This is a genomic window from Rhodanobacteraceae bacterium, assembly GCA_016713135.1.
Taxonomy (GTDB): Bacteria; Pseudomonadota; Gammaproteobacteria; order Xanthomonadales; family SZUA-5; genus JADKFD01.
In genome coordinates this window covers 170,677-195,391 of the sequence record JADJPR010000023.1, presented here as the reverse complement: position 1 = coordinate 195,391, position 24,715 = coordinate 170,677, and the positions used below count along the sequence as shown (strand labels likewise).

Genomic DNA, 24,715 nt, shown 5'->3' with positions numbered 1-24,715 from the left:
ATGCACCGTGCCAGACTTCAGACCAGCCGTACCGTCCCGCGGCTGCCATCGACTTCCACCTGCATGCCATCGGTCAGCAGCTGGCGCGCGCCGCGCAGTGCGAACACCGCCGGGATGCCGAGTTCGCGTGCGACCACCGCGGCGTGGCACATCTGTCCGCCGACTTCCATGACGATGGCCGCCGCGCGCGGGAACAGCGGCGTCCAGCCAGGATCGGCGAGTTCGGCGACCAGCACTTCGCCCGGCCGCAGCGCTGCGGCATCGGGCGTGGCCAGCACCCGCACACGCCCGCGCGCCACCCCGCCGCTGGCCGGCACGCCGTGCCACACGCCGTCGCCGCCGGCGGTTTCCGGTACCCGCACCGGCACGCCGTCCGAGCGCCAGAAGTCGGGCGGCGCCATCGTGGCATCGGTTTCCCAGCGGGCGAGGCGCGCCGCGATGTCATCGCGACCGGGAAGCGCCGCGGCGGGATCGCGTGCCCAGGCCTTGAGTTCGGCCAGGTCGAGGTGGAACACCTGGGTGGCCTCGTCCAGGCGCCCGTCCGCGCACAGCCGCCGGCCGATCTCCAGCGCCGCCGCGCGCATGCGCGTGAAAGCGTGCATGCCGTAGTGCTTGGGTGCCTCGCGCATCGGCGCGATGCGCTCCAGCCGGCGCAGCAGGGCGCGCATCAACGGCCGCTTCCACGCCGGAGAGGCACGCAACGCCGCGTCGATCGCTACCGTCCGCCGCTCGCGCAGCGCGGCCAGGCGGTCAGCCAGCGACTGGTGGCCAGCGTCCAGCACCGCCTGACGCCCCAGTTCCAGTGGCAGGGTCGGGTCCTCGCGCCAGCGCGGCTGGGTGAGGTCGAACTCGGCCGGGCAGCGCTGGCCGTTGTGGGTCAGGAACTCATCGAAGCGCGCGCACCATTCGCGCCCGCCGGGCAGCGCCGCCACCGCCGCCAGGCGCGCTTCCCAGCCGGCCGGATCGACAAAGGCCGCACGCAGCGGCTGCGCCGCGAGCGCCAGTTCGTCGAGGCTCAGCGAGATCGCCGTGGTCGGGTTGCCGGACAGCCCGGCGGTCAGCAGCGCGCGCGCGTCCGGCGCATGCCGGTAGAGCCAGTCGGCGATGCCGAAGGTCGCGATGGCGCGCGACATCAGCCGCGAGGCGACGATCATCGGCTGGCATTCGCGCACCAGCGACAGCTCGGCTACCAGCGCCGCGGGCGTCAGCGTGGCCAGCGGCGGCCGGCTGCGCAGCGCATCCGCCATCGCCTGCAGTTCCACCAGCATGCGTTCCGGGCTGGGCGTGCGCTGCATGCGCAACATCGCCACGGTGCTGGCAGCCAGCAGCCGTGCGGTGTTCAGCAGGCGCGAACCAGGCAGTCGGCGCGCGCGCAGGATCCCGGTGTCCATCAACTGGATGACGATCTGCTGCGCCTGCGGATCGAGCAGCGCCAGCGCGTGGCGCATCAGCAGCCGGCCCATCGGCAGCGCCAAGAAGGCGTTCATGTTCCAGTAGAGCCGGCCCTGCACGAAGTCCACCGGCAGCACCTCGCGCAGCAGCGGCGACTCCGCCGGCAGGCCAAACACCGGCTCGGCCACCGTCGGCAGGATGCTGTGGGTCCACAGGCTCATGTTCAGCCGCGACATCGGCCGCGGCATGGTTTCGCGCACGTTGAAGTTGGACCACACCGAGACCGCGCCGTTGTCGGCGCCGGGAAAACTCGCCTCCACCCGCAGGTCGACAGGCTCGCGCAGGGTGGTGATCGGACGCGCCTGCAGCCACTCGACACCGGCGTCGCCGATCGCCCATTCGAGGTCCAGGGGCGTCGCGAACGCTGCTGCCAGCCGCCGTGCCTGCTCAGCCAGCTGCAAAGCCTCCTCGACGCGCAACACCGCCGGCCCCTCGCGCTGCCACTCCGCGCGGCCTAGCCCATTGACGTACACGCGCCAGCGCTCGGGCTCGCGGTGGCCGGAGACCAGCGCATCGCCGCGGCCGGGCACCGCCTCGATCAGCAGCGCGCGGTCGGCGCCCAGCGGATCGCGCGTGAAACAGACGCCCGCCGCGCGCGGCTGGATCTGCTGCTGCAGCAGCACACCCACCGGCTGCGGCTGGCCGGCATAGGCCAGCACCTGGGCCGATGCGCCCGACGCGATGCACGCGGCGATGGCCGCGCGGACCTCGTGCGGCGGCACATCCAGCGCGGTGTGGAACAAGCCCGCGTATGAGCGCGCCGGACCGTCCTCGGCCAGCGCCGACGAGCGCACCGCCCAACGACTGCCGGCCGGCAGTTCCGGCAGTTGCACCTCGGCGGCCACGCGCGCGGCATCCGCCGGGTCGGCAGCGTCCAGCACATAGGCCGGCGGCACCCGCGCACCGGCCGCCAGCAAGCGCGCCAGTCCGCGCGCCTTGCCACCGCAGGCTGTGTCCTGCGCCAGATCCGCCGTGAGCTTGCGAAATACCATCGACGACATGCGTGCACCTCCGGCCAGCGAGGCTGCGCGAATGCACCGGTGCGGACAAGGCCCCGTGTCGCGCGGGAACGGATACTGATGGCGTGTGCGCGGCAAACCCGTCGCGCAAGAAGAAAAAGCCGCCCAATGGCGGCCTTTCAGGGCGATCCGGAAGCCGCCGTTCAGGCGGCGCTCGTCTCCTCCGACGGCTGTCGGCGGCGCCGGACAAAGCGGGCGCTGAGATCCTTGCGCACCCCGTCCAGACCCTGGGCCTTGCCCACCACCTTGAGCAGCGCATAGCCCTGGTTCGCCGCCTGCAGCGCGTCGCTGCCGAGGGCAAACTCGGTGTCGTCCAGCCGCGACATCAGGCGCGACAGGCGCAGGGACCGGTTGCGCAACTGGTCGCGCATGGCCGATTGCTGCTGGGCATGGGCCACGTCCAGGGTGGCAGGAACCAGTTGCGGGTTCTCGCCCAGCACCCGCAACGTCTGCCGGCAAAAGGCCTCCGACTTGTCGCCCAGTTGCGCCAGGCGCCGCTTGCTGCCAGGCGGCAGCGACACCAGCCCCACCAGCTGGGCTTCCAAAGCCAGTAGTGCCGCATCCACCGCAGCCAGCTGGGACTCACTCAGGTTCAACGCAACCAGGTTCTGCATCGTCGTTCTCTCTCCCGTCGGAACCGGACACGGCCCCTGCCGCTCCGGAGCGCCAGCGTGGCGCCGAGGAGGAGATTCGGCTTCGTTCATCTCAGGGATTGAGACGCGCAAAACCATTCGTCGGGATCCCGCGTAGGGCGTTGTATCGCGGAGCGATTCAACGCCAGGGAACCATTGCGTAGGGCGCTATCGCGCAGCGATTGACCGCCGGGGAGCTTGCGGCAAGCACCCGGGGAACGCGCTGCGCGCGTACCGCCGGGCTACGCGCGACTTGCTTCGACCTGATTCGTACCAATCCTCATTGCCGATGGACCGGCGATGCGAAAAGCGTTCGGACAAGGTCCGAACCCACAGATGCCGCAAGCTTGCTGTGCGTGGGTTTGGACCTTGTCCAAACGCTGTTGCTCTTGGGGCGCTCCCGCGATGAGGATTGGTACGAATCAGGTGCTTCGATGCACAACCACGCCGATCGTGGCGGCACGAACGATCAACCCACCCGCCGCCCGCTTGCCGCAAGCGGCGCATGCCTTCATCCAAGCGCTGCGTACCTTCGACCAAGCGGCCAGCGGCTGCCGCAAACGCACCGATGCCTGCGTTGATGCGACACGCGGGTTCCACCAACCTTACCCAGCGTTCACCACAGCCACGCGTGGCTTGCACAAAGGCAACGCAGACGTCGGCAAACGCTCGCATGGGTTCGCCAAGCGATCACGTCGGTTCGCCAAACGGTCGCATGGGTTCGCCAAACGGTCACGTCGGTTCGCCAAACGCTCGCAAGCGTTTGCAGAAGGCGCGCGCGGGTTTCGGGGAGCGGCGAGTGGGGTCGCGATGGCGACACGCTGTGATCGCTTCGACCAGCGTCCGCACGACCTCGGGTGTTGCTCAGTTGGTGGACTCTTCCGGCAGCGCCAGCAGCTCAGACTCGAGCGCGCGGATGGCCGCCAGGAGTTGCCGGAAGCTGGAGGAGCGGGCGTTGTCCAGTTGCAGGACCCTGCCCAGTTCGCGTGAGCTGCTGACTTCCTGGTAAGCGCCGTCGGTGAGCTTCTTCTGCTCCTGCTTGGAGTTGCCAAGGGCATCCGGGTCGCGATACTTGCGCTTCGATTGGTGGCCGGCCAGGCCGCGGATGCCGCTGACGGATTCGACCGCCGCGAGGTCGGCGAGATAGATCGTCTCCAGTTCGCGACAGGCGATCCTGACCTTGCAGCAAGCGTCGCGGCCGGCGGCGCTGCAGAGTTTCAGCAGATTGCCCTTCACCTGGCGACAGTCCGGGGCGCTGTCCTGATCGCGCATCACCAGGAAGCGTGCACTGCGGTTCTGGTAGCCGCGCACCTTGCGGGTGAGTTGCCGTTCCAGGTCCTGCTTGCCCTCGAAGGCGATCAGCCGGCAGCGGATGCTGGGATCCAGCATGCGTGGCAGCAGGGATTCCAGCATGGCCTTGGCCGATTCCTCTTCCAGCAGGCAGACCAGTTCCCTCATCGCGGATCGGCGCCCTCGAAGAAGCCCTGTTTCCACAGGTAGCCCATCTGGTCGCCGTCTTCCATGTAGGCGCGGATCTGCGGGTTGTCGCGCGCGCGGTGGATCAGGGTGGCGCCGTCCTGCTTGACCAGCCAGCAGACTTCTTCCAGGCGGGTGGCGTTGAGGAAGTCGGGCGAGTGGGTGGAGACCAGCACCTGGCCACCGCGGCTGGCATACAGGCGGAATTCCTCGGCCAGCTCGCTCATCAGCGTGGGGTAGAGCTGGTTCTCCGGCTCTTCCACGCACAGCAACGGGTGCGGCTGCGGATCGTGCAGCAGCACCAGGTAGGCGAACATCTTGATGGTGCCGTCCGAGACATAGCGGTCCAGGAACGGGGTCTTGAAGCTGCCGTCTTGGAAGCGCAGGGTCAGGTAGCCGTCTTCGGTCAGCCGTGGCTCGATGCCGGCCACGCCGGGCACACGGCGCTGCATCGTCTGCAGGATGGTGGCGAAGGTCTCCGGGTGTTGCTCGAACAAGTACCGCGCGACCAGCGGCAGGTTGTCGCCGGTGGCCGACAAGTGCTCGGAGCTGCCCGTGGCTTCCTTGCGCCCGCGCGCCGCGCTGATGTGGAAGTCCGACACATGCCAGGACTCGATCAGCCGGCGGAATGCTGACGCCGCCTTGAAGCGCTCGAACTGGCCGAGGCCCTTGATTGCCAGCGTGTCAGACGCGACCTTCTGCACTTCGCGGGTCAGTTCCTCGTCCGACTTGCTGAAATCCTCCTCGTTGGTGATGGCGTAGCCCTCACCGCGTTTGAAGTCGAGGAAGCGGAAGGGCGAGCCATGCCGGCCGCGCTTGTAGCGCAGGATCTCGCGCTCCACCACCGGTGCGCCCTGGTGCTCGCCGATCTCCAGCGAGTAGGTCACCAGCCGCTTTACGCCGGTGATCTCCATGCGGTACTGGATCTCGATCAGGATCGTCCGCTCGCTGGCATCCCGGCTCAGCACCTCGGCGAACCGCCCGCGGCTATCCAGCGCCTGGCGCACATTGCCGTGCAGGCAATCGTGCAGGAAGCCGAACACATCGAACAGCGTGCTCTTGCCCGAACCATTGGCGCCCACCACCACCAGGAAATCCGGGATGTCCGTCAGATGCACATCGCGGAAAACGCGGTAGTTCTTCAGGCGGATCGATTCGATCTTCATGGACGCTTTCCGGAGGCGACTCTGCCGCGACCGCGCGCAGCGGGCGGCGCATGATCGCGCTGCGCGGCGATCCGGGCCAGCAGCGCGGCTGCGGGTTCGTCGTTGGGATCCTGCGGGACCAGTTCGCCGCGGAAGGCTTTGGCGAGGGTGGCGGGGGTCAGGCTTGATGCACGAATTGAAACCGCACGGACCCTCACCTCAAGTTTCGAAATGGCTTGAAACAGTTCAGTCGTTCGGCGAGTGATCTCGTTTTGTTCGAGAATTGACGGTAGCGAGAATTGGAATTCCTTGATTTTTGTGAGGTTGAGATTCGGTTGGTTTCCACCTTCGGCGAGTTCACGCATTTGCAAGTAGTTCGCCTCCAGTACGAGCCGTACGAACGCGACCTCAGCCTTGCGTTGATCGACGCAGATCGCGGCACAGGCCTGATTGACAGCCGCTGCGATGCGCAGTTCAGTGACTTGGCCGCGAGTCTTGCCCTCTCCGTATAGCGCTACAATAAGAGTGCCGACTGGGTATACCTTGAGCCGATGTGCGGTGATTGCGGCATCCGTGACAAACTCATCAGCACCAGTCACGAAAGGAAGACCCGTTACGGAGCTGGTTATCCAAGGCGTGCCCGACTCGGCGTAATAGGAACTGTTCGATCTAAGCGGTGTCGAGCCCGTTCCTACGTATGCAATATCCACAATACGAGTAGTGCTCCATTCGCTAGACAGACCCCGTTCCTCTCTCCATTCGCGAGTCAATTCGCCGCTGGTGGCGGCGGCGAGGACGGATTGGCGGAAGCGTTTGAGGATGGCGGGGATGCGGTCCAAGCGTTCGCGGCAGGCGTCCACGCGCGCGAGCAGGGCATCGAGTTTGTCGGCGATGCGTTCTTGTTCGGGGAGCGGTGGCAGAGGCACTTCGGTGCGCTCAAAGACTCCCTTGGTGACATGGCGGAGGCCGACTCCGCCGTGCGCAACATCGATAAGTTCGGCGAGCTTCTCGTTGATCGCGTGTTTAAAGAACCGCTTCTCTACCAAGTCCGGATTGAAGTCAACGCGGAAAATGTGTTGATTCAAAACAGCATCCGCGCCGCTCCAGATGTGGGCACCGAACGACGTTCCGGGAGTTGCCGACCATTTCGCGAAAAGCAGTTCCTCCGCCGGAAGGCGAGCCTGCTGGGGTGCATCCAGCGAAGTGATTGAATCCGGGAGCGTCTGTGCGTTTAGATTTGATTCGCGATCGGCCCGCCTTGATGGTCCATTCACGCTGGTTTGAAAGCCCTTCCGTTCTCCAACGTGCAAAGTTCCTGAATTCGCGCTGTGCACCACTCCTTCGGCAACTCCCTCACAACCCGACCTCCCCCTCAACCTCCTCCCCCAATTCCGCCAGTATCCCCCGCAACTCCTCCATCGCCCCCTCCAGTTCCGCCATTGCCTCGCGCGCCAGCACGGCCGGTTCGGGCAAATCGTCGCTGCTGCCGGCGCTGTCGTCCTTGAGCCAGCTGATGTCGAGGTTGTCGCCGCGCTCGGCGATCCATTCGCGGGTGAATCGACGGAAGCGGCCGGTCTCGCCGGTGTCCTGGCGGCGGGCCAGGGCGGAGGCGTCGCCGAAGGGGTTGGGGCCGAAGGCGGCTTCGAAGTCGGCGAAGTGGGCGCGGGTGAGTTGGGTGCGTTTGCCGAACTGGGCCATGTTGGCGCGCAGATCGTAGACCCAGACCTCGCGGGTGTTGCCCTTGTCGCTGTGGCCGCGGGTGAAGAACAGCACATTGGTCTTGACGCCCTGGGCGTAGAAGATGCCGGTGGGCAGGCGCAGGATGGTGTGCAGATTGCACTTGTCCATCAGGTCGGCGCGGATCTGGCGGCCGATGTTGCCCTCGAACAGCACATTGTCCGGCAGCACCACGGCGGCGCGGCCGCCGGGTTTGAGGCCGCGGTAGATGTGCTGCAGGAAGGCGAACTGCTTGTTGCTGGTGGGGTAGGTGAAGTCGTCGCGGCTGGGCAGGCCGCCGCCCTTCTTGGTGCCGAAGGGCGGGTTGGTGAGGATCAGCGTGGCCTTGGGCAGCGCGGCGCCGTCCGGGGACAGGGTGTCGCCGTAGCGGATGCCGGCGGCGTTGGGGTCCGAGTCCAGGCCGTGCAGCATCAGGTTCATCAGCGCCAGCCGGTGCGTGTCCTGCACATGCTCCATGCCGTAGAAGGTGCCGCGGCGGTACTTGCGCTGCTGCGCCTCGGTCCAGGCGTCGGTGTCGGCGTGGGCGCGCAGCCATTGGTTGGCGGCGATCAGGAAGCCGCCGGTGCCGGCCGCCGGATCCTGGATCACATCGTCCAGGGTTGGCTGCATCAGCGCCACCATCGAGTCGATCAGCACCCGCGGCGTGAAATACTGCCCTGCCCCGGATTTCTTCTCGGCGGCGTTCTTCTCCAGCAGGCCCTCGTAGAGATCCCCCAGACCCTCCTGGCGCGCGCTGTACCAGTCCAGCTTGTCGATCTCCGCCACCAGGGTGGACAGCGTTGCCGGCTTCTTGATGAAGGAACTGGCGTTGCCGTAGATCTCCTGCACCAGCCGCGTGCCTTCCTCGCCCAGCTTGACCAGGGTGATCTTGTAGTGCCCGAGGCGCTCAGGCGCGGTGCGTTGTTCCAGATCATCCCAGCGGTGGCCGGCCGGGATCTGGTCCTCGCTGCCGGTTTCCTTGGCCATCTTCAGGAACAACAGGTAGGTCAGTTCGGTCACGTACTGGTGGTAGGTGACGCCGTCGTCCTTGAGGATGTTGCACAGGTTCCAGAGCTTCTGGACGATGTCAGTGGTGATCATGGTTTCGCTTGCGCCAGCCAGGAAAGGGGAAGGAACAGGCAGCGGGTGTCATCCAGGGTAGGGATGAAACCGTGGCGGCGGTAAAAGCGGGCGGCCGTGTCGTCCTTGGCATCCACGACCACGGCGTACAGCCCGATGCGTGCGGAAACGTCCAGCGCCAGGTGCAGGGCGAAGGACAGCAGATCCATCCCGATGCCCTGGCCGCGATGACGCAGGTCCACGGCCAGCCGGCCGATGCGCATGATCGGGACCGGATAGCGCGGTAGCTTCAGGTCGGATGGCAAGGTGGCAGTCGAGACGCCGCCCGCACTGACCGTGACAAATCCCAGCACCGCCAGCCCGTCGTCAACGGCCACCCAGGTCTTGCCGATGCCGCGGCGCTGCTGTTGCCCCGCGTGACGCTGCAGGAACTCGTTCAGCGCAGGCACGCCGCAATCGAAATCGGCGCGTGGGTGCTGCCCGTCGAGCAGTTCGATGCGCGCAGGCATTCAGCGCCGCGCCAGCAGTTTGCGCAGGTCCTCGTTGGGCGGCGGCGGCTGCTCACCCGCAGCGATGAAGGCGTCGAAGGCTTCCGCCGACAGCATCAGGTTCTCGTGATCGGCCACCACGCGCCGCGCCGTCTCGTAGGCGTTCTGCAGCAGGAAGCTGGACACCGTGGTCCCCATCAACGCCGCCGCGCGCTCGATCAGCGCCTTGGCTTCAGGGCTGGTGCGAAGGTTGATCCGGGCGGATTCGCCGCGTGGAAGCAGCACTTCGGAAGGGGCAGACATGACGGCAGCGGTTGGGTGCGATACTCGGATTGTACGTCAGATTGACTTACGTGGGACTGGGTGGGGTGGCTTTGCAGGAGCTCTTGAGGTTGCAGGAAAGATCGCGGCTGAAGCCGCTCCCACATTTGGTGCCGGCGCTGCTCGCACATTCATGCTGTGGCTCCCCCGCGGCACAAACTGTGGGAGCGGCTTCAGCCGCGATCTTCGCCATCAGAAAACTCCGACAGTCCTTCGGCCCGGCCTCTGATTCAAGGTCTACGCCGATCCATCGATGCTCCGGGCATGTCCTCGACCTCTCCAAAAAGCCAAGCACTGCCTGGTCGAGCGTGCCGAGGACTGGCGGTGGCGTGGTGGCACGCTCCTGGATGCGGTTGAGGCGGAACTTCCGGGCTGACGGCTAACCCACCAGATCGCAGCTGAAGCTGCTCCCACTGCGCCAAGGCCGGACAGCGACAGCAATTGTGGGAGCGGCTTCAGCCGCGATCTTTTCCGAAGCAGATTGCAATTGAAACTACCAAGAAAACTGCTGAAGCCGCTCCCACAAGAGGCTGCCACTGTGAGGCAATCACGCCGCTGGCTGGGTCCAGATGGCGTCGTTGAAGGCTTCCAGGGTTTGCTGCAACTGGCCGTCGAAGACGCGGTTGATGCGTTCGAAGCCGCCGCCCTGGGTGCGGAACAGCAGGTCCGGGTCATCCAGCGCGGCGCGGTCGACCAGAGTGTTGGCCTTGGTCTGGGCGGCGATGCGCTTGAGCCAATCGCGCTGGGGGCCGGTCCAGGCGCGGGAGGCGAGGATCTTGTGCAGCGCCCGGTCCACGCGTTCGTCGTAGGGGATCAGCGCATCGCCCAGGGCTGCCTGGCGGACATAGCCCACGATGCGTGCCGCGATGTCCTGATTGGTCATCTCGCGCCAGGCGGTGTGCAGGCTGGCCTCGGGGAAGCCGGCGCGGTCCAGCTCCAGCGCCAGTTCGCGCAGTTGCTGGCGGGTCAGCTCGCGCGGGCGGGTGAGCACGGTGATCAGTGCGGGCAGGGTGTTGCTGCGGCTCTGGATGAACTCGGCGAAGGCCTTGAGGTAGTCCTCGGGTTTGTTCGCCTTGCCATAGCCGTGCTCGGTAGCGAGCAGCTTGTCGCTGTGCTTGGAGAAGTAGATCGGGGTGCCCGCGGACACCTCGCTGCGGTCCAGGATCTCGCCCAGGCCCGGGTGCGCGGTGAACCACGCGGCGATCTCGCCCAGCGGCAGCGTGCGCAGGCGGGCGATGAAGGCATCCGGCGGCATGCCGGCGCGGGTCTCGAAGTCGCGTGACTGGTGCTCGGTCAGGTGGCGCTTCTTGCGCTGCAGCTTGGCGATGAACTGGTCGCGCGCCAGCGCGCGCTGGTCGTCGGTGCCCGCCTGCACGAGCTCGCGGCAGAGCTGGTCGAAACCGATGGCGGGGTTCACCACCACCGGCTGCATCTCGGTGAAATCCTTCAACGCCTCGTAGATGCGCACCGCATCGAAGACGCGGAAGGCCTCCTTGCCGATCTCCGGGCACAGCCGCGTGGCGCGGCCGAGCATCTGGTCGAACAGGATGCGGCTGTTGACCCGGCGCAGGAACACCAGGTTGCAGATCTGCGGTACGTCCACGCCGGTGGTCAGAAGGTCCACGGTGACGGCGACGTTCGGCAGGCGTTCGTTCTTGTAGCGGCGGATCAGCTGCAGCGGCTTGTCGGCAGCGCCGGTGATCTTGAGCACCGCATCGTCCTCCACGCTGCCGTAGCGCGCGGCGAAGGCCTGCTTAAGCAGGTCGACCACCTGGTCCGCGTGCGCATCGTTCACGCAGAACACCAGCGTCTTCTGCGGCGTGGCCGGGTCCAGCTCGCCAGCCAGGAATTCGCAGACCACGCGGTTGAAGGACTCGGTGATGACCTTGCGGTTGAAGTCCTCGACATCGAGGCGGATCTCGTCCGGTGTATTGAAGAGATCGATCCGGTGCTGCGCCGGGTTGTAGACGCCCACTTCCTCTCCCTGGCGCCAGACGATGCCCTCGGTGGAAAGCTGGGTGCGGATCTGCAGCGGCGGCTCGTGGTCGACCAGGTAGCCGTCGATCACCGCCTCGCGGTAGCCGTAGCTGTAGACCGGCGCACCGAAGATCTGCGTGGTGTGCAGGGCAGGCGTGGCGGTCAGGCCGATCTTCACCGCATCGAACCAGTCGAGCACGCGGCGGTAGGTGGAGATGTAATCCTCGAAACTGCGGAAGCCGAGTTCGGTGTCGGACAGCTCGCGGTCCAGCAGGTAGCCGCGGTGGCATTCATCCACCACGATGCAGTCGTACTGGTCCACCGGCGGCGGCGTGGCATCGTCCGCGGGGTAAAGCACACGCTTGACCAGGCCCTGCACGGTGGCGATGTGAACCTTGGTGTCCGTGTCCGGGCGCGCCTCGTCCAGTTCCTTGATGCCGAAGATGTCGGCGAAGGCCTGCAGGCCCTCCATGCGGGTGTCCTTGAAGGCATTCGCCGCCTGCTCGCCGAGTGCCGAGCGGTCCACCAGGAACAGGATCCGGCGGAAGCGCTGCGCCTTCAGCAGCCGGTAGATCAGCGCGATGCAGGTCTTGGTCTTGCCGGTGCCGGTGGCCATCGCCAGCAGCAGTTCGCGCCGGCCCTGGGCAATGGCGCCCTCGACCGCTTGGATCGCCGCCTGCTGGTAGTGACGCAGCGGGAAACCGTAGTTGAACGACTGGTTGCGCAGATGCTCGCCGGCGCGGGCTTCGTCGCGGCGCAGAAGTTCGCCTAAGCCTTCGGGGGTGTACCAGCCGTCCAGCGGATGGCCGAGGTTGGCCGGGTTGCGCAAATCGCAGAACCAGATGCCGCTGCGGGTGGCGAGCTGGCGCAGGAAAGCGCGGCCGTTGGAGGCGAAGACGAAGGGAATGCGGAACTCGCCCCAGGGCTCGCCGGGGGATTGCAGCTCCGCTGTGATCGAAAAGCCGCGTGCGTAGCGCTTGGCCTGCTGCAACGCGGCCGACACCTCCACATGCCGGCGCTTGGCTTCCACCGCGGCCACCGGCGTCAGGCCGATGAACAGCACGTAGTCGGCGGGACCGCTTGCGGTGGGCCATTCGGCGATCGCCAGGTTCTTGCCCTTGGCCGGACGCGCGCCACCGGCGTAGGTCAGCTCGGCCGAGTCGACCGTCCAGCCGACTTCGCGCAACTGGTCATCGATCAGCTTGCGGGTGTCGGCTTCGCTGAGCTGGATCTGGGTGGCGGCGGTGTTGGCGGCCGTGACCAGGGCAGCGATGGCCTGCGGTGCGGCGCTGGCGGCCGTGGCCTGGAGTTCCTGCAGCTTGCGTTGCAGCGCGGCCTTGGCGGCTTCGGCCTCGGCGGCCATGGATTCCCAGAAGGCCCGGTCGCCCTCGGCCTGGGTGGCCTGGCTGTGCACCTGCTCCAGCGCGCGCGCCGTTTGTTCGTGCGCGGCGCGGAACTGCGCCAGCTCAGCGCGCAGTGTGTCGAGTTCAGTTTTCAGCTCGGCGGTTTCATTGACCGGCGAAGACGGCGGCTGGAACGGCCCGGACTTGAACGCCGGATCGCGGAAACTGCGATGGAACCACACACCGATCTGCCATGACAGGCGCAAGGCGAGCAGCGCGCTGCGATGGTCACCGGCGAGCCGATGACTGGCTTCGTTGCCGACCCGGCGCACCTCGTGGAACAGGTCCGCAACCTCGCGCGGCAGGATCCCCTGCACCTGTAGGCGCCGCAGCAGATCGACCTGCTTCTCTTCCTCCGCGCTGTACAGGCCCACCTTGGAAGCGAGCAGTTGCGCCAGCAACTCGGTCAACTGGCGCAGCTTCAACAGGCAAGTGTTTGGATCTTCCGCGAAGTAGCGCTCCGCCAGCATGCCCAGCCGCACCAGTTGCGCGTCGTGCGCCTGCAGGTGGGAGAAGTTGCTGGGCCGCTCGCTCGGAGCCATCGCTGGGGTCATGGCAGTGGGCGCAGGTCCACGGGCTGCATGGATGGCGGGACGCTAACATTTTTGACCAGGGAGCGGCCGGCGGTGCGCGGGATTGCTGGGGCCAACGAGCCTGCAACCTGGTGCCAATGCCCGGCAACCTGGTGTCGAGTAAGCATTTGCCGGACGCGGCATTCTGGCGGCGGCTGATGGCGGGGGCGTGGGATGGATCTGCGGGTTTCCGGAGGGTGGGCGGCGCCGCTGGGGCGTTGGGGGGCGGGGGGGCCCTGGGGGGGCGCGGGGGGGCTCCTCCGCGGGCTGGCAAGGCTGGCAAGGGTGCTGGCGATGAAGCCGCTCCGTCTCCCGCCGAGCGTGGCCCTGGTGGGCCTGCAGACGGAACTTGGCCGCTACTTGTGCGAATGGTTCGCGCAGTATTGGCCGGAGGCGCGGGTCAGCGTCCGTAGCGGTGACCAGCCGGTGGTGGCGGATCTGGTGGTGGTGGACGATGAGCCGCCGGCGAGTCCGTTGCGTCCGACGCTGTGGCTGGCGGAGGTGGACCGGAGCCAGTCGCTGATCCGGCTGGGGCCGACACTCTGGCGCACGGCGATGCCGACCACGCCGGCGCGCTTGAAGCGGTTGATGCTGGCGTGTTTGGATAGCTTGTGACTGCCGGGAGGCGCCGTGCGGACTTGGACGCTGCTGTGCTTGTGGGTAGGACTGGTCAGCGCCGGCGACGTGTGCGCGCGCGGCAAATGGCCGGTGGAGTCCTGGGTCACCCAGGAGATTGGTGCGGCCCATGACAGCAACTTCATCACCCAGTTGCCCGACGGGCGCGTGCTGATCTCCAACCTGGGCGGACTGCTGGCCTACGACGGGGCGCGCTGGCGCTTCTGGAACCACCCCGATCGCTTGCCGCGGCTCGGCCCGCTGGCGCTGCTCGGGGATCGCATCTACACCAGCTACACCGGTGACCTGGGCTACTACGAATCGAACGGTCGCGGTGCGTTCCAGTGGCAGTCGCTGGCATCGCTGCTGCCCGAGCCGGTGGCCGGGCTGGGCCAGAACATGCATGTCGCGGCAGACGCCGATCGGGTCTATTACCTGTTCAACCGAGCCCTGCTGCGCTACGACATCCAGAAGCAGCAGTTGACGGTGCTGGCGCGCGGCCAGTCGCTGACCAGCGGTGCCTTTGCCGCGGGCGAGTACTGGTTCAACCGCGATGGCGAGCTGCTGGTCGCCGCCGGCGATGAGCTGCGCCCCGGGCCCGCGAGCCTGGGCAAGCTCGGCGTGGCCAGCCTGGTCGTGGATGCGCACGGGACCTGGGTGGTGGGCGGGCAGAAGCTGTACCGCCGGCCACCGGGTGGTGCGACCTTCGAGCCTTTTGCCGTGGACCAGTGGCCGCGGTTTGCGAGCCAGGTGCTGGTGCACATGGAGCCCACCAGCTACGGCTATGCGCTGCTCTACCGCGATGGGCCGCTGGAACTGATGGACGCGGACGGGCGTCTGCTGGATCGCATCGGCAGCGCCGATGGCCTGCCCGACAATCCGCAGCGGGCGCTGATCGAGGACCGCGATGGCGCGCTCTGGGTGGCGCAGCAGCGGACCATCGCGCGGATAGACCGTGCCCGCGGGTTCACCCGCTATGACGCCAGCCTGGGGCTCAAGGGGGCCGACGAGTTGGTCCGCTGGCAGGGCGACCTGGTCACCTCCGACAGTAGCGCGCTGTACCGCTTGCAGCCGGGCGATGCGCCTGGCCGCTTCATGCGGGAGTTGCGTGACTTCCAGCAGATCACCTGCGTGGCTGCGCTTGGCGACCGACTGCTGGTGGCGGGCAGCCAGTTGCTGGTGGCTGAGTACACGACCGGACCGTTGCAGGCGACGCCGCTGGAGGTCCCGGGGATGCGTTTGTGCACGCACCTGCAAGCCTCGCGTCACGCCGGGCGCGCCTGGCTGATGCACAACGGCGGCCTGGCGCGGATCGACCTGGTCGCCGGCGCGGTCCAGGTGACGCCCATGCCGCAGTTCACGGAGGCGACTGCGGCGCTGGCGGAGGAGGGCGAGCAGATCTGGGTGGCGGACCGCGCCGGGCGGCTGTGGCGCAGCCCGGTCGAGCCTGGTCCGGCAGCGCCGGAGAGCTTTGATGCGACCCACGACCTGCCCAAGGGCACGATCCGGCCGCATGCGGGCCAGAGCCGCACCTGGTTCGCGACCGTGCAGGGCTTGCGGCTGTTCGATCGCGAGCTGCAGCGATTCGTGGCGCCCAGCGGCATCCCGGAAGGCTTCGTGACGCGGCGCGTGTTCTCGCTGCTGGAAGACACCAGCGGCACGCTCTGGCTGCGCGGCGACGCCGGCAATATCGCGCTGCATCCGGACGCGAATGGCTATCGCCGCGGCGACGAACTGCTCGGTCTCGACGCCCGCCGTACCGTCATGAATTTCCTGCGCGAAGGCGAGCTACTCTGGCTCGCCCGCAGCGACGACATCCTGCGCATCGACCTCGCGGCGCAGCGCCCGCTGGCGCCACCGCTGGCGCCGCTGGTGGCCAAGGTCATCGACCCGGCTTCCGGCAAGGGCGTGTACCTCGTCGACGCGCCGACGCTGGCGAGCGAGGTGCGCAGCCTGAACTTCAGTTTCAGCGTGCCCTCGTTCGAGCGTGCATCGCAGAACGTCTATCGCACGCGCATGTCCAGCGTCGATGCGGACTACACCGGCTGGAGCCCGTCGGGCGAGCGGCAGTTCACCAACCTGGGCGATGGCGAGCATCTGTTCGAGATCGAGGCGGAGGATGTGTTCGGGCGCGTCAGCGCGCTCCCGGCCGTCCGCATCCGCATCGCTGCGCCCTGGTATCGCTCGACCACCGCTCACCTGGGGTACCTCCTGGCTGGCCTGCTCGCGCTGCTTGCGGCGGCGCGCTGGGGCGCGGCGCGGCGCAGCCGGGCGCTGATGGTGCGCCAGCGCGAACTCGAGTCCACCGTGGCCGAACGCACCGCCGAATTGCACCAGAAGAACGCGCAACTGGCCGAGCAGGCCGATCGACTGCTGGCCATCGACCGCTTGAAGACGCGCTTCTTCACCAATGTCGGCCATGAATTCCGCACGCCGCTGACCTTGGTGCTGGGACCGCTGGACGATCTGCTGCGCGATGCCCGCGAGCGGCTGTCCGAACGGGTACGCGCGCAACTGCAACTGGCCCAGCGAAATGCGCGGCGGGTGCTCGACCTGATCGTCGAGCTGCTCGATGTCAATCGCCTGGAACACGGCCAGTTGCCGCTGAGCACCGCCAGTCAGGACCTGCGGCCGCTGTTGCAGCGGGTCGCGCTGGAGAACGCACCGCTGGCCGAACGCTTCGGCCAGACGCTGGTGGTGGATGTCGCGGGTGCCACGCCGGCCATCTGCGACATCGATCCGCTGCAGATCGAGCGCGCGCTCGGCAACCTGATCGGCAACGCAGCCAAGTACTCGCCGCGTGGAACCGAAATCGCGCTGACGCTGGCCCGCGAAGGCGATACCTGGCTGATCGCGGTGCGTGACCAGGGCCGCGGCATCGCGCCCGAGGCCCTGCCGCATGTCTTCGACCGCTTCTTCCAGACCGAGGGCAGCAGCACCGCCAGCGGCTACGGCATCGGGCTGTCGCTGGTGCGCGAGATCGCCCAGGCCCATGGCGGCGCGGTCAGTGCCAGCAGCACGCTCGGGGTCGGCAGTACCTTCGAGCTGCGGCTGCCGGCCGTCGCCATGCCGGACGCGTCTGCGAGCGGTCCCACCCTGGTGCTGGCCGCCAGCGATGGCGACGAGGGGCAGGGCATCCTCGCCGAGCCGATGCCCGGCGTGCCGGCGTCGGCCGCCCCATCCGCCGAGCTGCCCGCCGGGCGCCAGCGCGTGCTGGTGGTCGACGATCACGACGATTTGCGCGGTCGCGTGCGCGAGATCCTGGGCCATCGCTTCGAGGTGATCGAGGCCGCCGATGGCAACGCTGCCTGGCAACTGGCGCGCGATGAACTGCCGGACCTGATCGTCAGCGACGTGATGATGCCGGGCTGCGATGGCGTGGAGCTGAGCAAGCGCTTGCGCTCGCATCCGGACACCCAGGCCATCGGCATCCTGCTGCTCACCGCGAAAGTCGGCAGCGAGCATGCGGTCGCCGGGCTCAAGGCGGGCGCGAACGATTACCTGGCCAAGCCTTTCGATGCGAGCGAGTTGCTGGCGCGCTGCGAGGCGATCGTCGCGCACGCCCGGCGCTTGCAGCATCGCCTGGCGGCGAGCGCAACGCCGGTGCCCGAGACGCCGGTCGAGACGCCGGACAATCGCTGGCGCCAGCGGCTGGACCAGCACATCGCGGCGCACCTGCACGATCCGGAGTTCAGCATCGAGGCGCTTGCGCGCTGCATGCACGCGGACCGCACGCAGCTCTTCCGCAAGTGCAAGGACACCCTGGGCCAGAGTCCCAGCGACTACCTGCGCGACGCCCGCCTGGCGCACGGCCATCGCTTGCTGGAACAGGCGGCGGGCAGCATCTCGGAGGTGGCCTACGCCAGCGGCTTCGACAGCCTGTCCAGCTTCACCCGCGCGTTCAAGGCGCGCTACGGCGTACCGCCCAGCCAGGTGCGCGGCCGCGCGGCATAGTCAGTCCGGCGCTTTTCTGCGTTGTTTCAGCCCCACTTCATCGATTTTTCAGGACTTGATCCGCGCTTGCTGGTCCACTGAGGGCATTCCTGGCGAGGGTGCGACGATGTGGCAAGCGCGGTGGTGGGCGGGGCTGGCTGGCGGGCTGCTGGCGATGGCGGCGCAGGCGGGCGATCTGCTGGTGTCCTCGCGCTTCAGCGATAACGTGCTGCGCTACGACGCCACCACTGGCGCCTACGTCGGCGTGTTCGCGCAGGGTAATGGCCTCGACAACCCGAACGGCATTGCCTACGGACCGGACGGACATCTGTACGTAGGTTTGGGCGATGTTGGCCGGGTGATGGTCTTCGATGGCCGCGATGGCGCCTACCTGCGTGATTTCGTGATCCCGGCGGACTCAGGTGGCCTCGCCGGCGCGCGCGCGATCGCCTTCCTCGCCGACGGCGACCTGCTGGTGGCCGACGGCGCCGGCGACCGCATCCTGCGCTATGCCGCCGGCAGCGGCAGCTTCCGCGGCGTGTTCGCGCAGGGCAACAGCCTGGACGGGCCGGTCGGCCTGATCGTCGCGGCCGATGGCGAGGTCTACGTCGGCGCGGCGCTCAGCAACAAGGTGCTGGTGTTCGGGCCCGATGGCGCTTTCCGCCGGGTCCGCGAGGGCGATCCCGGCCAGCGCAACGCCACCGGCCTGGTCTTCGATCGCCACGGCCAGCTGCTGGTCGCGCAATCGGTGTCCAATACGGTGCAACGCATGGACCCGCTGGCCGGCGCAGCGACCACCTTCGCGTCCGACGGCGGCCTGCAGATCCCGATCGGGATGATCTTCCACCCCGGCGGTGACTTGCTGGTCGGTTCCTTCGGCGATGACCGGGTGCTGCGTTATTCGGGCAGTGACGGGAGATTCCTCGGCGACTTCGTCAGCGCCGGCGCCGGTGGGCTCGACGGCACCCACAATCTGGTGTTCATGCCGGATGCGATCCCCGCCGCAAGCCCGCTGGCGCACACGCTGGCGAGCGGTTCCCGCGTGGACTCGCTGGTCGACATCGGCGACCTCGACGGCGACCGCAAGCGCGACCTGATCGTCGGCCTCGGCACCGCCCGGCAAGTCGAAGCCTGGTCCGGCGCGCGCGGCGTGCGCCTGTGGCAGAGCGCGCCGGGGCCGGCCGGTTACGCGCACGCGCTCGCGGCGGCCGGCGATGTGAACCAGGATGGCTACGCCGATGTGATCGTCGGCGCCGCCGCCGCGCCCGGTGGCGGGCTTGCGCAACTGCTGTCCGGCGCCGACGGGGCGGTGCTGCGCACGCTGCCGGCGCCGGCGCAGGCGCAGCGCTACGGGCATGCGGTGGCCGGCATCGAGGACCTCGACGGCGACGGCGCGCGCGAGCTGATCGTCGGCGACCCGGGCGCCGCCCTGGTGCGCCTGCACGCCGGCGACGACGGCAGCGTGCTGCGCACGCACGCCGGCGCGGGCGGCAGCGAGTACGGCTCGGCGCTCGCCTGGCTGCCGGATCTCGATGGCGATCATGTCGACGACTACGCGATCGGTGCCCCACGCGAAGGCAGCGGGCGCGTGCACGTGCACTCCGGCGCGAGTGGCGCGGCGCTGTTCGTGCTGGACGGCGCCGGCGGCGGCTTCGGCGAAACGCACCTGGCACCCGCCGGCGACGTCGATGGCGACGGCGTCGGCGACATCTACACCGGCGCACCCGACGAGAATGCCGGCGCTGGCGCCGGCTACCTGCACTCCGGGCGCGACGGCCACCTGCTGCGGAGCTTCGCCTGCGCGCCCGGCGAGGCGCTGGGGCCGGGGCTGGGCGCCGGAGATTTCGATGGCGACGGCCATGGCGATGTGCTGATCGGGATGCCCGGCTACGGTTCCGGCGGCCTTGCCCGCGGCGGCCGCGTCAGCCTGCGCAGCGGTCGCGACGGGCGCGTGCTGACGCAGGTGGACGGCAGCCGACGTGGTGGCGAGACCGGCAGCCGGCTCGCCGCACTCGGCGAGGTCAATGGCGACGGCCGCCTCGATTTCGCGCTCGCGAGCGCGCTCGCCGCGGTCGTCGAAAGCCACGCCGGCGGCGTGTCGCGGCCGCTGTTCCCGGCCGCGGAAGCGAGCTACAGCGGGATCTACTGGAACGCGGCCGAGCCCGGCTGGGGCTTCAACGTCTCGCAGCAGGGCGATTTCGTGTTCGGCACCTGGTACACCTACGCCAGCGACGGCGCCCCGATGTTCCTGACCGTGCAGGCCACACGCCAGCAGGGCCGACGCTTCGCCGGCCCGATCTACCGCATCAGCGGCATCCCGCATCCGCAGATCGACGGTGCGCAGGCTTTCACCGATGTGCGCGAGGTCGGCAGCGCCGAACTCGGCTGGGATCTCGCCGGACAGCTCAATCTCGATTACACCGTCGAGGGCGTCAGCCAGCAGCGTGCGCTGACGCCAATCCGTTTCGACCCGCGCGCGCCGCGCTGCTTCGCGTCCACCCTGACGCGCGAGCGCCTGGATAACGTCTCGGACTTGTGGTGGAACCCGCGCGAGCCCGGCTGGGGACTGACGCTGACGCAGCAGGGCGACACCCTGGTTGCCGCCTGGTACACCTTTGGCGCCGGTGGCCGCGACCAGTGGCTGATCGCGTCGAGCCTCGCGCGCCAGCCCGACGGCAGCTACGCCGGCGCACTCACGCGCGCCCTCAGCGGCACGCCGCTGGCGGCGATCGCCGGACCGGCGACGAGTTTCCCGGTGCCCGAGGCCGGCAGCGCGCGGCTGCGCTTCAGCGACGGCGAGCACGGCATCTTCGAGTACAGCGTCGACGGTGTGACCCGGCGCAAGGCGATCGCGCGCCTGGCCGCGCTGCCGGCGAGCGCGCCGGTCGCGCACTGCTTCGACACCCCGGCGGATTTGCCGGAAACCGAAGTCCGCACCGAGTTCATCGCCACCTCGCTCAGCGAGAACGGCCAGCCGGTGCAACTGGAGATGGTGATCCACAAACCCGCCGGCCCGGGGCCCTTCCCGACCGTGATGTTCAACCACGGCTCGACCGGCAGCGGCAACGATCCCTCGCTTTTCACCCGAACATGGACCCACCAGGCCGCCGCCGGCTGGTTCAACGCGCGCGGCTGGATGGTGGTGTTCCCGCAGCGCCGCGGCCGCGGGCGCTCCGGCGGCACCTACGCCGAAGGCCTGGCCGCGAACGGCTCGGGCTACAGTTGCAACACCACGATCGCGCTTGCCGGCATGGAGCGCGCACTCAGCGACATCGACGAGGTGCTCGTGCACCTGCGCACGCGACCCGACGTCGACGCGCAGCGGATGTTGATCGCCGGGCAGTCGCGCGGCGGCATCCTCGCGATCGTCCATGCCGGCACCCGGCCGGGCAACTTCGTCGGCGCGCTGAACTTCGTCGGCGGCTGGATGAGCGATGGCTGCAGCACCGTCGCCGCGATCAACACCGCTTCCTTCAGGCGCGGCGCGGCTTTCGCCGGTAGGAGCGCCTGGCTTTACGGCGAGAACGACCCCTTCTATTCGATCGCCCACAGCGAGGCGAACTTCCAGGCCTTCCGCAACGCCGGCGGCCGCGGCGAGTTCCACCGCTACGCGCTCGGCAGCGGGATCAGTGGACACAATGTGATCAACTACCCCGAGCGCTGGTCCGCGGCGGTGGAGGCGCTGATCGACGCACATTGAGCCGCGACTATTTCCGCGCCTTTTGCCCCGAATGCGTCATGGCAGGGGACCTAGCTGGGCAGCGCGTCCAGCGTGTCCGCATCGACGACGCGGTTGCGGCCGCCGCGCTTGCCGGCGTACAGCGCGGCGTCGGCGCGCTGCAGGCAGGCGTCGACGCTGTCGCCGGCGCGCACGCGCGCGGTGCCGATGCTGACGGTCACGCGCTCGGGACCGATACCGGGCGGGAAGGGCGCTTCGCCGATCGCGCTGCGCAGGCGCTCGGCGACCTCCGCGCCGGCGTCGCCGGCGATGCGCACCACGAACTCCTCGCCGCCCCAGCGCCCGAGCTGGTCCTCGCTGCGCAAGGCCTCGCGCAAGCGCCGCGCGACCTCGACCAGCACGGCATCGCCGACATCGTGGCCGTAGCGGTCGTTGATCGACTTGAAATGGTCGATGTCCATCAGCGCCAGGCTCGCGGGCTGCGCATACACCGGCTCGATCGCGGCGAGGAAACCGCGGCGGTTGGCGAGCCCGCTCAGCGGATCGGTGCGCGCCGCACGATCGAGGGCGGCATTCGCGGCCGCGAGTTCGGCGGTGCGCTCGGCGACCCGCTGCTCCAGTCGCAGCGCCTGCGCGCGCAATTGCCAGGTGCGCAGCCGCCACGCAGCCACGATGGCGCACAGCAGCAGCGCCAGGCCACTCCCGCGCGCCCACCAGGTCATCCACCACGGCGGCAGCACTTCGATCGGCAGCTGCGCGCGCGCGGCGAACCAGCCGACGGCATCGCCGGCGCCTACTTCGAAACCGAAGTCGCCGGGCGGCAGCCGTGTGTACACCGCACGCGCCTCGTCGGCGCTGACCTCGATCCAGCGTGGATCGAAGCCGATCAGGCGGTAGCGGAAGCGCAGCCCCGGCGGTGCCGGCTGTCCCGGGAGCGCGAAGTCCAGGGTGATCAGGTCCTGATCGTAGCGCAGCCGCAGCGGTCCGCCGACCAGGGTCGAAGCCAGCAGCGGACCCTGGTCGGCCGGCGCCAGCGGCTGGTTGAACAGGCGCACGCCGGTGACCAGTGGCGCTGCCGGCGCCGGTGGGCGTTCGATCGCGGTGGGGTCGATGACGTAGACGCCGTGACCGCCGATGGTGAGCAGGCCGGCGGCGTCGACCAGCATGCGCGAGTCTGCGACGTTGGGTTCGTCGAGGCCGACGCGCGCGTCGAGCGGCGGTGCAGGCAATGGCTCGCCGTGGTCGTCGACGGCGATGACGCGATCGGCGAGGCCGAGCCAGGCGCCGCCGCCGGCGCGCGCGACGATCGCGCCGATCGCCTGAGTGGCGCCCGCGCCGGGGAGCCAGGCCGGCGCCGCCTGCGCGGGCTCCCAACGCGCCAGCGCGCCAGCGACCCCGGCCGCCCACAAGCGACCCTGCGCGTCCTCGTGCAGGGTGGCGATCCGCTGTGCGCCTGCCGCCGGCGCGCGCGGCGGGAGTGCGACGCTGGCAAAGCGACCATCGCTGCCGAGCACTTGCCAGCCCTCGTTGTTGATGCAATGCACGCGGCCGGCGCGGTCGCGCAGCAGCTGCGCGATGGTCTCCGAGCGCAGGCCATCTGCCGCACGCCACAGTTGCAGCAATTCGCCGCCCGCGCCGATACGCGCGACGCCGCCAGCCCACATCGCGATGTAGATCCCGCCGTCGCCAGCAGGCGCGAGCGCGATCACGTCATCGCTCGGCAACCGCGGGTAGGCGATCACCCGCTCGACGCGCAACTCGCGCCGGTGCACACGCGCGAGCCCGCCGGACGTCGCCAGCCACAACCAGTCGGGGCCGGCGGCCGCGATGTCCCAGACGGTGTCGTGCGGCAGCGTGTCGGGCCGCGCCGGGTCGTGCCGCAGCGCGCGGATGCCATCGGCGGCGAAACGCTGCAGTCCACCGCGTTCGCTGCCCACCCACAGTGTGCCGTCCGGCTCACGGTGCAGGCTGACCACGTCGGCACGCGTGAGGCCCGGCTGGCCGGGGGCCGCCGGGCCGATCCAGCGGCTCTGGTTCCGGCGCGGATCGCGCAGGTCGACACCGGCCTCGTGGCCGAGGTACAGGGTGCCGTTGGCGGCGAGCAGCAGCGCGGCGACATGGTCGTCGCGGATCGCGGTCGGCTCCTGCGGGATCGCCCGCGAGCGCGAGCGGATCGCGCCGTCGGCGCCGATGCCGATCAGACCGCCGGCCCACAGGCCGATCCACAGGCTGCCGTCCGCCTTTCGCGCCAGCGACATCACGCCCATCGTCGGCAGCGCACGCGTTGGATCGGTGGCGCCGCGGTACCAGCGGTCGATCACCGCGCCCTGAGCATCCAGGCGATAGAGGCCGTGGCGATGGGTGCCTACGTAGAGCCCGCCGGCGCCGTCGCCGGAGATCCAGCGCACGCGCGTCGTCGCCAGCGCCGGCGCCCAGGGGCGCACGCGTGCGCAAGTTTGCTCGCAGCGCCACAAACCCTGTTCGCGCAGCGCCAGCCAGGTTTCGCCGTGGATCATGCGCGCGACTTCGATGGGCACGCCGGCAGGCGCGCCAGCGAGCGCCATGGGCATGCAGTCCGTGCCCTCGCGGGACAGCCGCACGAGGGCGCCCAGACCGAGCGCGAGCAGGCCGTCCGGCAGCGCCTGCACGCTGCGCACACCGTTGGCCAGCGGCGCGCAGGCCAGCGGCTCGATCGCCGCACGTGTACGCGACCAGAAGGCGAGGCCGGATTCGTGCGCGATATAGATGCCGGCCTCGACCAGCGCCAGGTCGAAGACCCGCGGCGAGCCGTCGCCGATCGCGATTGGCTGCGCGCGCTGTCCGTCATGGCGGTGCAATCCGGCGTCGCCGCCGATCCACAGCAGTCCGCTCGTATCCTCGACGATCGCGGCGATCCCGCCCGGCGGCCCGCCCGGCAACGCCGAAAAGCGCTCGCGCGGCGGCTCCACCGCGGCGACGGCGACGCGGCACAGGATCGCGGTGGCCAACAGCAGGATCAGACGCATGCACGCGCTCCCTCGGCTCGCCCGATGATGCCGCAAGCGCGCGCCGGGCTTGCGTGGCGTGCCAGCGCAGACGGGACATCCAGCGAGCGAATGGCGCGCCGGTCCTCGGGGATCAAGTTGTCAGCAGGGGCGCGGCGCCTGCAACCGCAAACCACCTGGACACATTGCCGGACGAGGACGAGTGTACCAGCCGCTCTTCGAC

13 protein-coding genes are annotated in these 24,715 nt (G+C 68.9%); 3 read left to right on the top strand and 10 right to left on the bottom strand.

The genetic code is table 11. From position 1 onward, the window contains the following. Positions 1 to 17 precede the first annotated feature (17 nt). The 9 genes from IPK27_20710 to hsdR form a co-directional block, all read right to left on the bottom strand. Complete coding sequence (locus tag IPK27_20710) at positions 18 to 2,453, bottom strand: hypothetical protein (protein MBK8069947.1); 2,436 nt, start codon at positions 2,451 to 2,453, stop codon at positions 18 to 20. 161 nt (positions 2,454 to 2,614) lie between these two features. After that, entirely contained in the window at positions 2,615 to 3,085 is a 471-nt protein-coding gene (locus IPK27_20705) for a hypothetical protein (GenBank protein ID MBK8069946.1), read from the bottom strand. Positions 3,086 to 3,967: 882 nt separating this feature from the next. Beyond that, positions 3,968 to 4,561, bottom strand: a complete 594-nt coding sequence (locus IPK27_20700) for a DUF4276 family protein (GenBank protein ID MBK8069945.1) — start codon at positions 4,559 to 4,561, stop codon at positions 3,968 to 3,970. Then, entirely contained in the window at positions 4,558 to 5,745 is a 1,188-nt protein-coding gene (locus tag IPK27_20695) for an AAA family ATPase (protein ID MBK8069944.1), read from the bottom strand. Before IPK27_20695 ends, IPK27_20700 begins: the two co-directional genes overlap by 4 nt. Continuing rightward, positions 5,742 to 7,058, bottom strand: coding sequence for a restriction endonuclease subunit S (locus IPK27_20690; GenBank protein MBK8069943.1), 1,317 nt, complete (start codon positions 7,056 to 7,058; stop codon positions 5,742 to 5,744). Before IPK27_20690 ends, IPK27_20695 begins: the two co-directional genes overlap by 4 nt. A gap of 19 nt (positions 7,059 to 7,077) precedes the next feature. Continuing rightward, entirely contained in the window at positions 7,078 to 8,541 is a 1,464-nt protein-coding gene (locus tag IPK27_20685; GenBank protein ID MBK8069942.1) for an N-6 DNA methylase, read from the bottom strand. Next, positions 8,538 to 9,029, bottom strand: coding sequence for a GNAT family N-acetyltransferase (locus IPK27_20680; protein ID MBK8069941.1), 492 nt, complete (start codon positions 9,027 to 9,029; stop codon positions 8,538 to 8,540). The genes IPK27_20685 and IPK27_20680 overlap by 4 nt, the downstream gene beginning before the upstream one ends. Continuing rightward, a complete protein-coding gene (locus IPK27_20675) occupies positions 9,030 to 9,311 on the bottom strand; it encodes a DUF1778 domain-containing protein (protein ID MBK8069940.1) in 282 nt (93 codons plus the stop codon). 565 nt (positions 9,312 to 9,876) lie between these two features. After that, the gene (gene hsdR, locus IPK27_20670) at positions 9,877 to 13,263 is read right to left on the bottom strand and encodes a type I restriction-modification system endonuclease (protein ID MBK8069939.1); all 3,387 of its coding nucleotides are present in this window, start codon (positions 13,261 to 13,263) and stop codon (positions 9,877 to 9,879) included. A 312-nt stretch (positions 13,264 to 13,575) separates the two neighbouring features. On the opposite strand from hsdR, the gene IPK27_20665 reads away from it, so the two are divergent. The 3 genes from IPK27_20665 (at position 13,576) to IPK27_20655 (ending at position 21,529) form a co-directional block, all read left to right on the top strand. Next, positions 13,576 to 13,896: a hypothetical protein gene (locus IPK27_20665; protein MBK8069938.1), complete on the top strand. Its 321-nt coding sequence runs from the start codon at positions 13,576 to 13,578 to the stop codon at positions 13,894 to 13,896. Positions 13,897 to 13,911: 15 nt separating this feature from the next. Beyond that, positions 13,912 to 17,850: a response regulator gene (locus IPK27_20660; GenBank protein MBK8069937.1), complete on the top strand. Its 3,939-nt coding sequence runs from the start codon at positions 13,912 to 13,914 to the stop codon at positions 17,848 to 17,850. Positions 17,851 to 17,956: 106 nt separating this feature from the next. Beyond that, positions 17,957 to 21,529 (top strand): FG-GAP repeat protein, encoded by a 3,573-nt coding sequence (locus IPK27_20655; protein MBK8069936.1) that lies wholly within the window; start codon positions 17,957 to 17,959, stop codon positions 21,527 to 21,529. 50 nt (positions 21,530 to 21,579) lie between these two features. On the opposite strand, the gene IPK27_20650 is transcribed toward IPK27_20655, so the two are convergent. Continuing rightward, a complete protein-coding gene (locus IPK27_20650; GenBank protein MBK8069935.1) occupies positions 21,580 to 24,513 on the bottom strand; it encodes a diguanylate cyclase in 2,934 nt (977 codons plus the stop codon). Positions 24,514 to 24,715: the final 202 nt, after the last annotated feature.

Excerpts from the sequence above, each read along its gene's own strand:
- IPK27_20710 (MBK8069947.1), bottom strand. The coding sequence starts at position 2,453 with ATGTCGTCGATGGTATTTCGCAAGCTCACGGCGGATCTGGCGCAGGAC.
- IPK27_20705 (MBK8069946.1), bottom strand. The coding sequence starts at position 3,085 with ATGCAGAACCTGGTTGCGTTGAACCTGAGTGAGTCCCAGCTGGCTGCG.
- IPK27_20700 (MBK8069945.1), bottom strand. The coding sequence starts at position 4,561 with ATGAGGGAACTGGTCTGCCTGCTGGAAGAGGAATCGGCCAAGGCCATG.
- IPK27_20695 (MBK8069944.1), bottom strand. The coding sequence starts at position 5,745 with ATGAAGATCGAATCGATCCGCCTGAAGAACTACCGCGTTTTCCGCGAT.
- IPK27_20685 (MBK8069942.1), bottom strand. The coding sequence starts at position 8,541 with ATGATCACCACTGACATCGTCCAGAAGCTCTGGAACCTGTGCAACATC.
- IPK27_20680 (MBK8069941.1), bottom strand. The coding sequence starts at position 9,029 with ATGCCTGCGCGCATCGAACTGCTCGACGGGCAGCACCCACGCGCCGAT.
- IPK27_20675 (MBK8069940.1), bottom strand. The coding sequence starts at position 9,311 with ATGTCTGCCCCTTCCGAAGTGCTGCTTCCACGCGGCGAATCCGCCCGG.
- hsdR (MBK8069939.1), bottom strand. The coding sequence starts at position 13,263 with ATGACCCCAGCGATGGCTCCGAGCGAGCGGCCCAGCAACTTCTCCCAC.
- IPK27_20665 (MBK8069938.1), top strand. The coding sequence starts at position 13,576 with ATGAAGCCGCTCCGTCTCCCGCCGAGCGTGGCCCTGGTGGGCCTGCAG.
- IPK27_20655 (MBK8069936.1), top strand. The coding sequence starts at position 17,957 with ATGTGGCAAGCGCGGTGGTGGGCGGGGCTGGCTGGCGGGCTGCTGGCG.
- IPK27_20650 (MBK8069935.1), bottom strand. The coding sequence starts at position 24,513 with ATGCGTCTGATCCTGCTGTTGGCCACCGCGATCCTGTGCCGCGTCGCC.